General features: G+C 58.4%; 11 protein-coding genes. 7 read left to right on the top strand and 4 right to left on the bottom strand.

From position 1 onward, the window contains the following. Positions 1-60: 60 nt before the first annotated feature. Genes ACRZ9U_RS02210 through ACRZ9U_RS02220 form a run of 3 tightly spaced genes read left to right on the top strand, consistent with a single transcriptional unit; the run spans position 61 to position 3,666 of the window. Positions 61-1,269: a multidrug effflux MFS transporter gene (locus ACRZ9U_RS02210; RefSeq protein ID WP_170406074.1), complete on the top strand. Its 1,209-nt coding sequence runs from the start codon at positions 61-63 to the stop codon at positions 1,267-1,269. Between the two features lie 58 nt (positions 1,270-1,327). Next, positions 1,328-2,992, top strand: a complete 1,665-nt coding sequence (locus tag ACRZ9U_RS02215) for a hypothetical protein (protein WP_170406078.1) — start codon at positions 1,328-1,330, stop codon at positions 2,990-2,992. After that, positions 2,989-3,666, top strand: a complete 678-nt coding sequence (locus ACRZ9U_RS02220) for an SH3 domain-containing protein (protein ID WP_170406081.1) — start codon at positions 2,989-2,991, stop codon at positions 3,664-3,666. The genes ACRZ9U_RS02215 and ACRZ9U_RS02220 overlap by 4 nt, the downstream gene beginning before the upstream one ends. On the opposite strand, the gene mfd is transcribed toward ACRZ9U_RS02220, so the two are convergent. Both mfd and ACRZ9U_RS02230 read right to left on the bottom strand, forming a co-directional pair. Then, a complete protein-coding gene (gene mfd / locus ACRZ9U_RS02225) occupies positions 3,663-7,118 on the bottom strand; it encodes a transcription-repair coupling factor (RefSeq protein ID WP_170406084.1) in 3,456 nt (1,151 codons plus the stop codon). The genes ACRZ9U_RS02220 and mfd overlap by 4 nt on opposite strands. A gap of 21 nt (positions 7,119-7,139) precedes the next feature. Then, positions 7,140-7,664 (bottom strand): component of SufBCD complex, encoded by a 525-nt coding sequence (locus ACRZ9U_RS02230; protein ID WP_170406087.1) that lies wholly within the window; start codon positions 7,662-7,664, stop codon positions 7,140-7,142. A 120-nt stretch (positions 7,665-7,784) separates the two neighbouring features. On the opposite strand from ACRZ9U_RS02230, the gene hemB reads away from it, so the two are divergent. The 4 genes from hemB to ACRZ9U_RS02250 all read left to right on the top strand — a co-directional run bounded on the left by hemB (position 7,785) and on the right by ACRZ9U_RS02250 (position 12,626). Next, positions 7,785-8,783 carry a porphobilinogen synthase gene (hemB, locus tag ACRZ9U_RS02235; RefSeq protein ID WP_170406090.1) on the top strand — a complete coding sequence of 333 codons (999 nt, stop codon included), beginning with the start codon at positions 7,785-7,787 and terminating at the stop codon, positions 8,781-8,783. 143 nt (positions 8,784-8,926) lie between these two features. Continuing rightward, on the top strand, positions 8,927-9,499 hold the full coding sequence (locus ACRZ9U_RS02240; RefSeq protein WP_170396874.1) for a lipid-binding SYLF domain-containing protein: 573 nt from the start codon (positions 8,927-8,929) through the stop codon (positions 9,497-9,499). A gap of 165 nt (positions 9,500-9,664) precedes the next feature. Next, positions 9,665-12,127: a penicillin acylase family protein gene (locus ACRZ9U_RS02245; RefSeq protein WP_170406092.1), complete on the top strand. Its 2,463-nt coding sequence runs from the start codon at positions 9,665-9,667 to the stop codon at positions 12,125-12,127. Between the two features lie 103 nt (positions 12,128-12,230). Next, entirely contained in the window at positions 12,231-12,626 is a 396-nt protein-coding gene (locus ACRZ9U_RS02250; RefSeq protein ID WP_170406095.1) for a nuclear transport factor 2 family protein, read from the top strand. On the opposite strand, the gene hflX is transcribed toward ACRZ9U_RS02250, so the two are convergent. After that, positions 12,623-13,894, bottom strand: a complete 1,272-nt coding sequence (gene hflX, locus ACRZ9U_RS02255) for a GTPase HflX (protein ID WP_170406099.1) — start codon at positions 13,892-13,894, stop codon at positions 12,623-12,625. The genes ACRZ9U_RS02250 and hflX overlap by 4 nt on opposite strands. Further along, positions 13,894-14,133, bottom strand: a complete 240-nt coding sequence (gene hfq / locus ACRZ9U_RS02260) for an RNA chaperone Hfq (RefSeq protein WP_005982826.1) — start codon at positions 14,131-14,133, stop codon at positions 13,894-13,896. Before hfq ends, hflX begins: the two co-directional genes overlap by 1 nt. Positions 14,134-14,211: the final 78 nt, after the last annotated feature.

Consider the following 14,211-nt stretch of genomic DNA (forward strand, 5'->3'; position numbering starts at 1 on the left):
GCATTTCTGATCTAGTCCAACCCGAAACGCCGTGATAGCGCATTCGGGAAGGAGTTCCCCATGGCCGACCGCATGTCCCGGGGCGAATTCATTGCGTTGATCGCGATGATGTTCGCCACGATAGCCTTTTCGATCGATTCAATGCTGCCAGCCCTGCCCGAGATCGGCGCAGAGCTCAGCCCCTACGATCTGAACAAAGCACAGTTGATCCTGACCTCTTTTGTGCTGGGCATGGGGATCGGCACATTCTTTACCGGGCCAATTTCCGATGCGGTCGGGCGCAAGCCGGTGATTTATGGTGGTGCCGCTCTCTATATACTGGCCTGCGCTGTTGCGTGGTCGAGCTCATCGCTTGAACTGGTGCTGGCTGCGCGCATCGCGCAGGGCCTCGGGGCGGCCGGGCCGCGCGTTGTGGCTATGGCGATCATTCGCGACTTGTTTTCAGGGCGCGAGATGGCGCGCATCATCTCGATTGCGATGATGATCTTTACTCTGGTCCCCGCCGTGGCACCGCTGCTAGGCGCAGGCGTTATTGCACTGGTCGGCTGGCGCGGCATCTTTGTGTCCTTCATCATATTCGCCACGATCATCGTGATCTGGATGGCCACGCGCCTGCCTGAATCTCTGGCGCCCGAAAACCGGCGCCCCTTCCGCCTGCCCCTGATGATTGCGGCAGTGCATGAGATGTTCGCACACCCCACCGTACGCCTCTCGATCCTGGTGCAGACCCTTTGCATGGGGTTGCTGTTCACCATGCTAACGATGGTTCAGCCGGTTTTTGACGTCATCCATGATCGGGCAGACAGCTTTCCCTTCTGGTTCGCCTTCGTGGCGCTGATCTCGGGTTCGGCCAGCCTTTTGAACGCCGCCGTGGTCGTACGCGTCGGGATGCGCCGTATGGTGACCTGGGCCTTGGGCGCGCAGATTCTGATCACAAGCGCCGTCATCATCCTGAACATGACACCACTTTCACCGGGCGCATCCTTTGCTGTTTTTGTGGCGTGGCAGACCTCGATCTTCTTTATGGCCGGTGTAACCATGGGCAACCTGAACGCCATTGCCATGGAACCTATGGGTCATATCGCGGGAATGGCTGCATCGGTCATTGGCTCGATCGCCACAATTCTGGCGGCTGCCATCGCGGCCCCTATTGGGCTGTTATTTGACGGGTCGATCACACCGCTGACGACCGGCGTGCTAACGATGTGCATCCTTGGCTTCGGCCTGATGCTACATATGGGCCGGATCGAAAACAGACTGCCCGCCTGATCTGTGCAGAGCCGCTGAAACACGCTAACCTTCCCGCAAATCGTGGGGAGGGGGCGCCATGAGCGACTATTATGATCTGGGCACGTATTCCTGTGCCGTCACCACAGCATCACCCGAAGCACAGCTTTGGTTCGATCGCGGATTGGTCTGGACGTATGGCTACAACCACGACGAAGCGGTCACGTGCTTTCAGAAAGCTGCCGAGATTGACCCGGATTGCGCCATGGCCCATTGGGGCGTCGCCTATGCAGCAGGCCCAAACTATAACCTGCCGTGGGAATTGCGGGACGATCAGGGCCGGGCCAAATCACTGGCCATCGCCTATGATGCAACACAGAAGGCGCTGTCGCTGCTCAACGGGTGCACAGCGGTTGAGCAAGCATTGATCCGCGCCCTACCCGCCCGATACCCTCAGCGTGACCCCATCGAAAACATGCACCAGTGGGACTATGACTATGCGGATGCCATGCGCGCCGCATTTGCCGAACAGCCTGATGATCTGGACCTGCGCACGATCCATGTTGAGGCGCTGATGAACCTCACCCCGTGGCAGATGTGGGACCTGAAAACGGGCCAACCGGCCGAGGGTGCCGCGACCCTTGAAGCGCAAGACGCTTTGGAGAGCGCTTTGGTCAATGACCCGGCGTCGATGTCTCATCCCGGTCTACTTCACCTATATGTGCACCTGATGGAGATGTCGCCGACGCCAGAAAAGGCGCTGCAGGCCGGAGACATCCTGCGTACACTCGTACCCGATGCCGGTCACCTGGTGCATATGCCGACCCATATCGACGTGCTGTGCGGCCACTATCACAACGTTGCCTACTGGAACGAAAAGGCTACCGAGGCCGATCTGAAATATTATGAGCGTGAAGGCGCGTTCAACATTTATACCGGCTATCGTCAGCACAACTATCACTTCACCATCTATGGCGCTCTGTTTCTCGGTCAGATGGAACCAGCCCTGCGTGCCAATCAGGGCCTGTGGGATACCACCCCCGAAGATATGCTTCGGATCGAAAGCCCGCCCATGGCGGATTATTTTGAAAGCTACATGTCCATGGGCCCGCATATCCTGATCCGCTTTGGCCGCTGGGAAGAGGCCAAGGCACTGAATTTGCCAGACGACCCTGACCTTTATCGCACTTTGACAGCAACAACACATTATGCTCGCGCCATCGCCCATGCGGCCACTGATGAGGTGGCGCAAGCCGAGGCCGAAGAGCAGTTGTTCCTTGCCGCAAAAACCTGCGTGCCCGAGACCCGCCGCCTGCACAACAATCGGGTCATCGACCTTCTGGAGATCGCAGCGGAAATGCTGCGCGGAGAAATCGAGTATCGCAAAGGCAACTACGAGATTGCCTATGCACATCTACGCCGCTCGGTCGAGTTGGATGACACGCTGCCCTATGACGAGCCATGGGGTTGGATGCAACCAACACGCCATGCGCTTGGTGCGTTGTTGTGCGAACAAGGGCATGTGAACGAGGCCGAGGCAGTCTATCGTGAAGATCTAGGCTTGGGTGGCACGCTCAGCCGCGCCTCGATCCACCCTGACAATGTCTGGAGTTTGAAGGGTTTGCATGATTGCCTGAAAGCACGCGGCGAGACAGTAGAAATCCGCCAAATCAAGCAACGCCTTGATCTTGCCTTGGCGCGCGCGGACCGCACCGTCGGCGCGTCGTGCTTCTGTGCCCAAGCCGCCATGAGGGCTGCGGAATGAAGCTATTCCTTTTGGTGGCAGGCTTGCTGCTTGCCAGTCCAGCGCTGGCACAGCGCCAGACCTTTCCACCTATCGACGAGGCAGGTCAAAATCCATCACTGGTCGCATTCCGAGCTGACTTGCTGGCGAAAATCGAGGCACGCGATACCGATGCAGTTGTCGCCGCCGCTTGTCCCGACATCTATCTCAGTCACGGCACAGCAGGTGGACCGGAAGAGTTTCGCACCAACTTGACTGTGCCTCCGGAAACGCTTGGTGAAGAATTTCAGGACGAGGCTGCGGAGCTACGTGATTTTTATTGGTCGCAATTGCAGCAAACAGTTTCCCAACCGGGATATTTTGACGATCAGGGTGAATTCTGGATGCCGCACTATTGGCGGATCATTCTTCCCGCTACAGTAGACCCTTTCACCGCCTTCTATGTTTCGGGCGAAAGCATCACACTGCGTCAGGCACCGTCTCGTGGCGCGCCCATCCTCGCGCTGATCAGTCATGAAATCGTGATCGTCCCTGACTATCAACCTGATGGGGAATACCAGAAAATCAGACTAACCGATGGGACATCGGGCTACTTACTCAGCGATTTTCTGACATCGATGGTTGGCTACCGCGCTGCGTTTGTTAAATCCGATACGGGCGACTGGCAAATCTGCACTTTTGTGACGGGGGACTAGGCTTTCGCCTTTTTCTTCACAGCCACGACCTTTTCGGCCAGATCACGGGCGATGGCAAACGCACCTTTGATCTTGTCGCTGTCCTTCTTCCAGTCGCGCCGCACAACGATCTTGTTGTCCTTGACCTTGGCCAGCCCGCGTTGGTTCTGAATGAACTCGACCAACCCCTCGGGTGAGGCGAATTTATCATTGTGGAACTGTATCGTTGCGCCCTTTGGCCCGCCGTCCAGCTTGGCGATCCCGGCACGTTTGCACATCGCCTTAATGCGCACGACAAGCATCAGGGTATTCACCTCTTTCGGCAGGCTGCCGAAGCGGTCGATCAACTCGGCAGCGAATCCTTCCAGTTCCACTTTCGTCGACAGTGACGACAGGCGGCGGTAGAGGCCCAGACGCACGTCCAGATCGGGCACATAATCCTCGGGGATCAGAACCGGGACACCCAGATTGATCTGCGGCGCCCATTGGTCATCGGCATCCGATAGCCCCTCCATCTCGCCGGCTTTGATCTTGGCAATCGCCTCTTCCAGCATCGATTGGTAGAGTTCGTAGCCCACATCACGCATCTGGCCGGACTGTTCCTCACCCAGCAGGTTGCCCGCACCACGAATGTCGAGATCTTGCGATGCCAGTGTGAACCCGGCCCCGAGCGTATCCAGCGAGCCCAGAACCCGCAGCCGTTTCTCAGCCGTCGCCGTCAGGCGCTGGCGCGGTTTGGTGGTCAGATAGGCATAGGCGCGGGTTTTTGAGCGCCCCACCCGCCCCCGGATCTGATAGAGCTGCGCTAGGCCAAACATATCCGCCCGATGCACGACCATCGTGTTGGCAGTCGGGATATCCAGCCCGCTTTCTACGATCGTCGTGGCCAGCAGAACGTCGTATTTACCGTCGTAAAACGCGTTCATGCGGTCATCAAGCTCACCCGCAGCCATCTGCCCGTGTGCGACCACGTAGGACAACTCAGGCAACTGCTCTTTCAGGAATTCCTCGATCTCAGGCAGGTCAGAGATGCGCGGCACCACATAGAAGCTCTGCCCGCCACGATAATGCTCGCGCAGCAGCGCCTCACGGATTGTTACCGCGTCGAATTCGCTAACATAGGTGCGGATCGCAAGCCGGTCGATGGGGGGCGTGCCTATGATCGACAGATCACGCACGCCTGTTAGGGACAGTTGCAGAGTTCGTGGGATCGGTGTCGCTGTCAGGGTCAGGACGTGCACGTCCGAGCGCAGTTGTTTCAGCCGTTCCTTGTGGCCCACGCCGAAATGCTGTTCCTCGTCGATGATCAGCAGACCCAGATTATTGAACCGTATCCCTTTGGCCAACAGCGCATGGGTGCCGATCACGATATCCACCGTGCCTCGCGCCAACCCATCGCGGGTTTGCTGCGCCTCTTTGGCCGAGACAAAGCGCGACAGTTGTCGGACTTCAAGTGGGAAACCCCGGAAGCGATCCTTGAAGGACGCCGCGTGTTGCCGCGCGAGCAACGTGGTCGGTGCCACAATGGCAACCTGTACGCCCGACATCGCGGCGACAAAGGCTGCGCGCATGGCGACCTCGGTCTTGCCAAAGCCTACATCGCCGCAGATCAGACGATCCATCGGCGCGCCGGAATGCATGTCTTCCATCACCTCGGAAATCGCGCGCAACTGATCGTCGGTCTCCTGATATGGGAAACGCGCGCTGAACTCTTCCCATGCATGCGGCGGTGGGTCCATGACAGGAGCTTTCCGCAGGGCTCGTTCGGCGGCGATGCGGATCAGCTTGTCCGCCATTTCGCGGATGCGCTCTTTCAGCTTGGCCTTCTTGGCCTGCCAAGCGCCACCACCCAAGCGATCAAGCAGCCCTTCGTCATGGCCATATTTCGAAAGCAGTTCGATGTTTTCGACCGGCAGGTAGAGTTTGGACTGTTCAGCATATTCCAGCAGCAGGCATTCATGGGCGGCCCCAGCAGCCGTAACGACCTCCATCCCCTGATACCGCCCGATCCCGTGGTCAACATGCACCACCAGATCACCGGGCGATAGCGACTGCGTTTCAGTCAGGAAGTTCTCGGCCTTGCGGCGTTTCTTGGGTTGGCGGATCAGACGGTCGCCCAGAACGTCCTGTTCCGAGATCACGGTCAGATTGGGCGCTTCAAACCCGTGTTCCAATGCCCAAACCGCAAGATGCAGGCCGCGCTTTCCAACCCGGGTTCCGTCGGTCACCGGGATTGCCTCGGCCAGGCCTTCATCTTCGATCAAGCCGGTCAGTCGTTCACGAGCGCCTTCGGAGTAAGAGGCAATGAGGACCGGCCCCTTGTCCATCTTTTCGGTGATATGCGCCGCCAGAGCGCCAAACAGGCTGATGCTTTCCTGCTGACGTTCGGGTGCAAAGTTGCGCCCGATCCGTCCGCCTGCATCGACCACGCCCGGACCACTCGCCTGCGGCAGCGGGCTGAACTGCAAAACGCGACGATCGCCCACTGCATCTGCCCATGCAGCATCGTCCATATAGAGCAGACCGGGAGGCGTCGGTTTATAAACCGTATCCATGCGCGAGTGGTTTTCCAAAGCGAGCTTTCGCGTCTCATACTGATCCGCAATCGTATCCCAGCGCGCCAGCCGAGCAGGCGTGACCTGATCGTCAAGCGAGATTGAGGCCCCTGGAAGATAGTCGAACAGCGTTTCCAGTTTTTCATGGAAAAACGGCAACCAATGCTCGATCCCCTGATGCTTGCGACCTGCGCTGACAGCTTCGTATAAGGGATCATCCGTACCCGCGGCGCCGAATTCGATGCGATAGTTCTGACGGAATCGGGTGATGGCGGCTTCGTCCAGTATGACCTCGGACACCGGGGCAAGCTCGACCACATCAAGTTTTTCAGTCGTTCGCTGCGAGACAGGATCAAACCGGCGTGCACCATCCAGAACATCCCCGAACAAGTCCAGCCGCACGGGACCGCTCTCACCGGGTGGGAAGATGTCGATGATACCGCCTCGGATAGCGTAGTCTCCGGGCTCCATCACCGTGGGGCTTTGGGTAAAGCCCATCCGCACCAGAAAGTTGCGAAGGGCATCTTCGTCTATGCGCTGATCTACGCGAGCGGTGAATGCGGCCTCTCGCAACACTGCACGCGCGGGTACCCGTTGGGTCGCGGCATTGAGCGTGGTAAGCAGCACGAACCGCTGCGGAATCTGATGCACCAAAGCAGCCAATGTTGCCACGCGGGCAGCAGAAATGTCGGCGTTGGGCGACACCCGATCATAGGGCAAGCAGTCCCATCCGGGGAATACAAATACGGGCATGTCCGGGGCAAAGAATGCCAACGCTGCCCGCATCGCCTCCATCCGTTTGTCATCGCGGGCGATATGACAGACTGGACCGCCCGAGCGCGCGATCTCATTCAGCACAAGCTGTGCATCAAACCCCTCGGGGCCGCCGCCGACTGTTACGTGGTTCGGAGCCGTCATTACCTTGCCTTTCAGGGACTACTAACCCAGGACACCAATCGAAATGTTCTGATACATTCCCCAGAACGCAGTGATCAAGATCGAGAACATACCGATGATCTGAGTAAAGGTTCGACTTCGCGTCAGCGTTTTGGAAACATTTTCTACGGTCGCTTCTTGAGTCTGTAATCGACGCGCTGCCGCAATACTGATCATCATTACAAAACACATCGGGAGCAGAAGGAGGAATACGGCCTGTGCAAATTCCACGTCGTAGAAGAAACCCAACGTCGCAAGGCCAGTCAAAACAAAACAGCAAATTGCCATCAATACCAGACCCGAGGCTTCAACGATGTACAACACTCTGTTCGAGTTGATCCGCGCGATATCCAAAAGGTCCTGTTCCGCTTGACCACCCACACGACGGGCGCGCATCACCAGATCATAGGGCACTCCCATGGTCCAATGGCTTGCAGATGACCAAAGGGCGGCCAAGCCGATCCAATACCACAGATTTGAGAAGCTCCGCATATCGATGAGTTCGAAAATCGACGAGTAAATGTCCAAGCGTCTGCCCTTTGTTCAACGTCCGCAGGGACCGTCATCGCAGCGATGCGTCCATTGTTACCCTTGAGACCACCGGGAATTCATGCCACCCAATGCGCAATTGTTCAAGGAGAGTGCGCCATGAAACCGACTATCGCCCCATATCCCCGGACCCGTTTCCGCCGGGCCCGCCAATCCGAGGCGATCCGGGGTCTGGTGCGCGAGAACACCTTGACCGTGAATGACTTTATCTGGCCTATTTTTGTGCGCGACGGTGAAAATATCGAAGACCCCGTCCCGTCGATGCCCGGGGTCGTGCGACGCTCGGTCGACCTGATCGCCAAAGCCGCGGTTGAAGCGCAAGCCCTTGGCATTCCTGCAATATGTATTTTCCCATACACCGATCCGAGCCTGAAAACCGAGGATTGTGCCGAGGCCTGGAACCCCGACAACCTGTCCAACCGCGCCATTCGTGCGATCAAGACCGCTGCGCCCGAAATCGCGGTGATGACGGATGTGGCCCTGGACCCCTACAACATCAACGGCCATGACGGCTATGTGGTCGATGGCGAGATTGTGAATGACCAGACTGTTGAGGCGCTGGTGAAAATGACGCTGGCGCAGGCCCAAGCCGGAGCTGACATCATCGGCCCGTCCGACATGATGGATGGCCGTATCGGCGCCATGCGCAGCGCACTTGAGTCGGCGGGTCACCAGAATGTCATGATCCTGAGTTATGCCGCCAAATATGCCAGCGCTTTCTACGGCCCTTTCCGCGACGCCGTTGGGGCATCGGGCGCTCTGACCGGTGACAAGAAGACCTATCAGATGGACCCTGCCAACTCGGACGAGGCCCTGCGTCTGATCGAGCGTGATCTGACCGAGGGTGCAGATATGGTCATGATCAAACCGGGGATGCCATACTTGGATATCTGCCGACGGGTCAAAGACAGCTTCGGTGCGCCGACCTATGCCTATCAGGTGTCTGGCGAATACGCGATGATCCAAGCCGCTGCACAAAACGGTTGGATCGACGGCGAAAAGGTGATGCTGGAAAGCCTGCTGGCCTTCAAGCGCGCAGGCTGTGACGGCATCCTGACCTATTTTGCACCCGAAGCCGCGCGCATCCTGCAGGGCTAACACCTCAGATTGTCGCAATTTTTCGCCGATTTGCTGCGTGCGCAGCACAGCTTTCCCGTGACAGGCCGGTGCAATCGGCGTATTCTTGCAGACAAGATCGGGAACACCCGACATATCAGGCACATACACAGAGACAGAGAAACATGAGCAGTTCAAACTCCCCCCGACTTAGCCGTCGCGGTTTTGCTTTTGGCATGGCCGGACTGACGCTGACCGCCGCTTGCGGCAACGGCGTTGGCAACTCCAACGCCGTCACACTCGACGCGCGTGTCGACGCGACACTGAACGAGATGTACAGCAAGTATCCCAACACCGTTGAGATTGCCAACAAGGCCAACGGAATGTTGGTCATGCCACTGATTACAGATGCCGGATTTATCTTTGGTGGCGCCTATGGTCAGGGTGCACTGCGTATTCAGGGCGCGACGGTCGACTATTATTCCGCCATCTCCGGTACTGCGGGTCTGCAGATCGGCGCACAGCAATATGCGCATGTTCTGTTCTTTATGACCGAAGAGGCATTGAACGATTTCCGCCGCTCCAGCGGTTGGACGGCCGGTGCAGATATCGGATACGTCGTCGACGCGACCGGAGAATCCTTATCGACCGACACCACTCAGTTGCGCAAACCCGTGCTGGCCGCAGTCTTTGGACAAGCGGGTCTGAAGTTCGGCGCGACGGTCGAAGGCACCAAATATACGCGCATCATCCCCTAAGACTCAAGATACCACCCTCCCCCCTCTGACGAGCCCCGCTACATCTTGTGGCGGGGCTCCGAGTTTTCGCGGTTTTCCACAAATTCCAGTGGCATTCCTCTTTCGGTCGGGCGGAGGTTCCAGTAACCTTGGCGCAAATGACCGCATAGAATTCTCGGGGGACAAATGGGCCTGGTTTTTCGCTGGCTGGTGAGACTTACGACAGGCCTGATCCTGCTGGCAATCGCTGCTGTGGGGTTGGTCTACTTTCTGGCCAGCCAATCCCTGCCTGAATACAATCAAACCCTTGAAGTTGAAGGAATAACTGCCCCTGTCGAGATCGTTCGCGACACTGCAAATGTGCCGCATATACTGGGCCAGTCCGACCCGGACGTGTTCTTTGGTCTGGGCTATGCCCATGCACAAGACAGGCTGTGGCAGATGACCATCCTGCGTCGGACCGCACAGGGCCGCTTGTCCGAAGTGTTCGGCCAGCGCACGGTAGCCATCGACAAATTACTTCGCCGTTTCGATCTTTACGGACTCGCCCATCGGTCAGTCGAGTTTCAGGACGACTATACCAAGGCCGCGCTTCGCGCTTATTCCGCAGGGATCAACGCCCGGCTTACCGAGATCAACGAACAGGCGCTTGGACGTGGCGCCCCCGAGATGTTCCTGTTCAACGCCCCCGTTCCCCCATGGCAGCCGGGCGACAGCGTAGCGATTATCAAGCTGATGAGCCTGCAGCTTTCCGGCCATCTTGCTGATGAAGTGTTGCGCGCACGCACATCGCTGATGCTGGATAATCCCGCACGGCTGGCCGACATTCTGCCCGACGTCCCCGGTCCCGGTATTGCCGCGCTGCCCGAGTATGCTGATCTGTTTCCAGACCTTCCGCGCTATGCCCAAGGCACCCCGATGCCCGACACGCCGCTGTCGCCTTTCCCGCAGCGCGGGCTGGCAGGTGCGTCAAACGCGTGGACCGCCGCGCCGTCCCGCTCGGCCAGCGGTGGCACGTTGCTGGCAAACGATCCGCATCTGGGCCTCACCGCCCCGGGTATCTGGTATCTGGCGCGGCTGGAACTGGCCAAAGGCGGCGTTATCGGTGCAACCGTTCCAGGCGTACCGGCAATCTCAGCCGGACGGAGTGAGCGCTTGGGCTGGGGCCTTACCTCCTCCTATCTGGACGATCAGGACGTTCACATCGAACAACTGAACCCCGAAAATCGCGAAGAATACCTTACCCCAGACGGCTACAAACGCTTTCAGACCCGCCCTTCGATTATCGAGATCAAAGACGCCGCCCCAATTACCCTGACCCTGCGCTGGACCGAGAATGGCCCGGTTCTGCCGGGCACGCATTATGATCTGGAAACCATCACACCACCGGGCCATGTCGCGTCTCTGTCGTGGAGCGCGCTAAGCCCCCGCGATACATCCATGAGCGCCTCTTTGGCGCTGATGAATGCCGATTCAGTTCGAGACGCCATCGACGCGGCCGAGGACTATATTGCCCCTTCGCAAAACTTGTCGCTTGTCGATAAAGACACGATCGGCATGAAACTGGTCGGCGCTATGCCCCGGCGCGATCTGAACAATCAAAGCCGAGGCCGTATTCCCACCCCCGGCTGGCTGGAACGGAACCGTTGGCAGGGCCGCCTGCCCTATTCAGACAATCCTGAATTCGTGGCCCCGGTCGGCGGAGTTCTGGGTAACACCAACAACAAGATTATCGACCGGCCCTTCCCGCGCCATGTGTCGTACGAGTGGGGCGACACCCAGCGGGTCAATCGCTGGGAACGCCTGATGCAATCGCGCGAGGTACATACGCGTGACAGTTTTATCGAAGCGCAGTTGGACACGGTTAGCTTTACAGCGCGATCACTGCTTCCTCTGATCGGCGCCGACCTCTGGTTTACCGGTGAGTCGGCACCCGATGGCACGCCCGAACGGCAGCGTCAGATCGCGCTGGATCTGCTGGCCAACTGGAACGGTGAGATGAACGAGCATCTGCCGGAACCCCTGATCTACGCCGCATGGTTGCGCGCGCTGCAAATCCGCCTGATCTCGGACGAACTTGGTCCGCTGGCTGCCGAATACAAGCATGTCGAGCCGCTGTTTATCGAACGGGTGTATCGCGATATCGACGGTGCCTCGGTCTGGTGCGACGTGGTTCAGAGCGCTCCCGTCGAAAACTGCACCGACATGGCACGACTGGCCCTGGATGACGCGATCATTTGGATTTCCGAACGCTATGGCCCCGCACTCGAATCTTTACGCTGGGGCGATGCGCATCAGGCCACCCAGGACCACCCTGCGCTGGGCCAGGTTCCGGTGCTGCGGTTTTTCGTCAACATTCGCCAATCCACCAGCGGTGGCGATAACACACTGCTGCGCGGGCGCACGTCAGGCGAAGGACCGGACCCGTTCCAGAATGTGCATGGCGCAGGTTATCGTGGCGTCTACGATTTTGCGGACCCCGATAGTTCGGTTTTCATCACCGCAACTGGCCAGTCAGGCCATTTCCTATCTCGCTATTATGACGATCAGGCCCAACTATGGCGGCGCGGAGAATACATCCCCATGTCGCTGGATATCGGGCTTGCCCGTGCAGCGGCGGTTGGTGTGACTGTCCTGAACCCGCGCTGATCTGATCGGCAAATCCCCGCCCCTTTTTGAACCTCGCGTGGCGCACCCCTTCGTTATCGCCTAAACTCGTCTGGCCGTCGCATTGCACGAAGGGGGAAAATGCATGGGCAGCTTTCGAGACACCTTAAACAATCTCGCACGCGATTATGCCATCGCCTGGAGCTCGGGCGATCCCGACTTGGTCGCCAGTTTTTTCGCCCCCGAAGGTCAGATCAGCATTAATCGCGGTGAGCCCCTGCGTGGCCATGCCGAAATCGCCGAAATGGCCCGCGGGTTCTATGCAGAATTCCCCGATCTTGAGGTGCGTTGCGATATGATGCGTTGGGCCGGAGGGCATGTCATTTTTGTCTGGACCCTCGAAGGCCATCACGCCGAGACCGGCAACCGTGTCGTTACACGCGGCTGGGAAGAGTGGGAGCTTTCAAAGGACAACAAGGTGCTATCATCGCTTGGGTGGTTCGATGCAGAGGATTACCAGCGCCAGATAGACGGTACCTAGAACGCCGCGAAGCGGGACGCCTGCTTGTCAGTCCAGAGCACCGTGATCTCGAACCCCTCTTCGGTCTGATCTTCAGACCTGACCACATCCTGACGATAGAGCCACGCGCGTTTGTCACCATCGGCAAAGCCCAGTTTCAGGATAGTCTCATGCCGCGCGCCCTGCAGGATCGTGGCGATTTCAGACAGCAGCGGATCAACACCTTCGCCCGTTACGGCCGATATGGCAAAGATCGCCGGATCACGCTCGGCCCGGGCAAGCGCGGCTTCGCGGTCTTCCGGGCTCAGCAGATCGATCTTGTTCCAAACCTCCAACCGGGGGCGACTGTCCTCAACACCCAAAGAGTTCAGGATCGCCTCAACATCCCGTGCCTGTGCCTCGGTTTCTTCGTGGCTGATATCGCGGACATGCACGACCAGATCAGCCCCCAGAACCTCTTCCAGCGTGGCGCGGAAGGCCGCAACCAGTTCCGTGGGCAGGTTCGAGATGAAACCCACGGTATCGGACAGGATCACCTCGGGGCCATCCGGCAGCTCAACCCGTCGCATAGTTGGGTCCAACGTGGCGAACAGCATGTCTTTTGCCATCACCTCGGCCCCGGTTAGGCTGTTGAACAGCGTGGATTTCCCGGCGTTTGTATAGCCAACAAGTGCAACAATCGGGTATGGAACCTTCGCGCGCGCTGCGCGGTGTAGGGTGCGGGTCTTCACCACTTTTTGCAATTGTCGGCGCAGGCGGACCAGTTGTTCATCAATAGCACGCCGGTCGGCCTCGATCTGAGTTTCACCGGGACCACCCACAAACCCAAGGCCACCGCGCTGACGTTCCAGGTGAGTCCAGGCCCGAACCAGTCGCGTACGCTGATAGCTAAGCGCGGCCATCTCAACTTGCAGCACACCTTCACGGGTACGCGCACGGTCGCTGAATATTTCCAGAATCAAACCGGTCCGGTCGAGGATTTTGACCTTCCACGCCTTTTCCAGATTGCGCTGCTGAACCGGAGTTACTGGCCCGTCGATCAGAACCAGCTCGATCTCATTGTCGTGGACGCGTTCGGCCAGTTCCTCGATCTTGCCGCTGCCGAACAGAAAACCAGCCTGCGCGCGCGGTAGGCGCACTATTTCGGAACCGACCACATCCAGATCGGGCAAAGCGGCAGCTAGTGCCACCGCCTCTTCCAGCGCTGGTTCGGGGACACGGCGCTGTTCATCTGATTTGATTTCGGGATGCAGCACCCAAGCCCGGGTGCGCGCCCTCTCATGTTCCATCAAGAGGCGTCTTCGCCCTCATAAAGGTTGATCGGCTGTGACGGCATGATGGTCGAAATCGCATGCTTGTACACCAACTGCGACTGTCCGTCGCGGCGCAGCAGCACGCAGAAGTTGTCGAACCAGGTGATTACACCCTGCAATTTCACACCGTTGATCAGGAATATTGTGACCGGGACCTTTGCTTTCCGTACATTGTTCAGGAACGCGTCCTGCAGATTCTGTCTGTCCGAAGCCATATTTTGTTATCTCGCCATTGTTCTTGCTACGCGCTGCGGACCAACGCGCTCCCTCCGGCAGAGTATGGAGTGCCGCGC

The organism is Ruegeria sp. D7 (genome assembly GCF_056534355.1).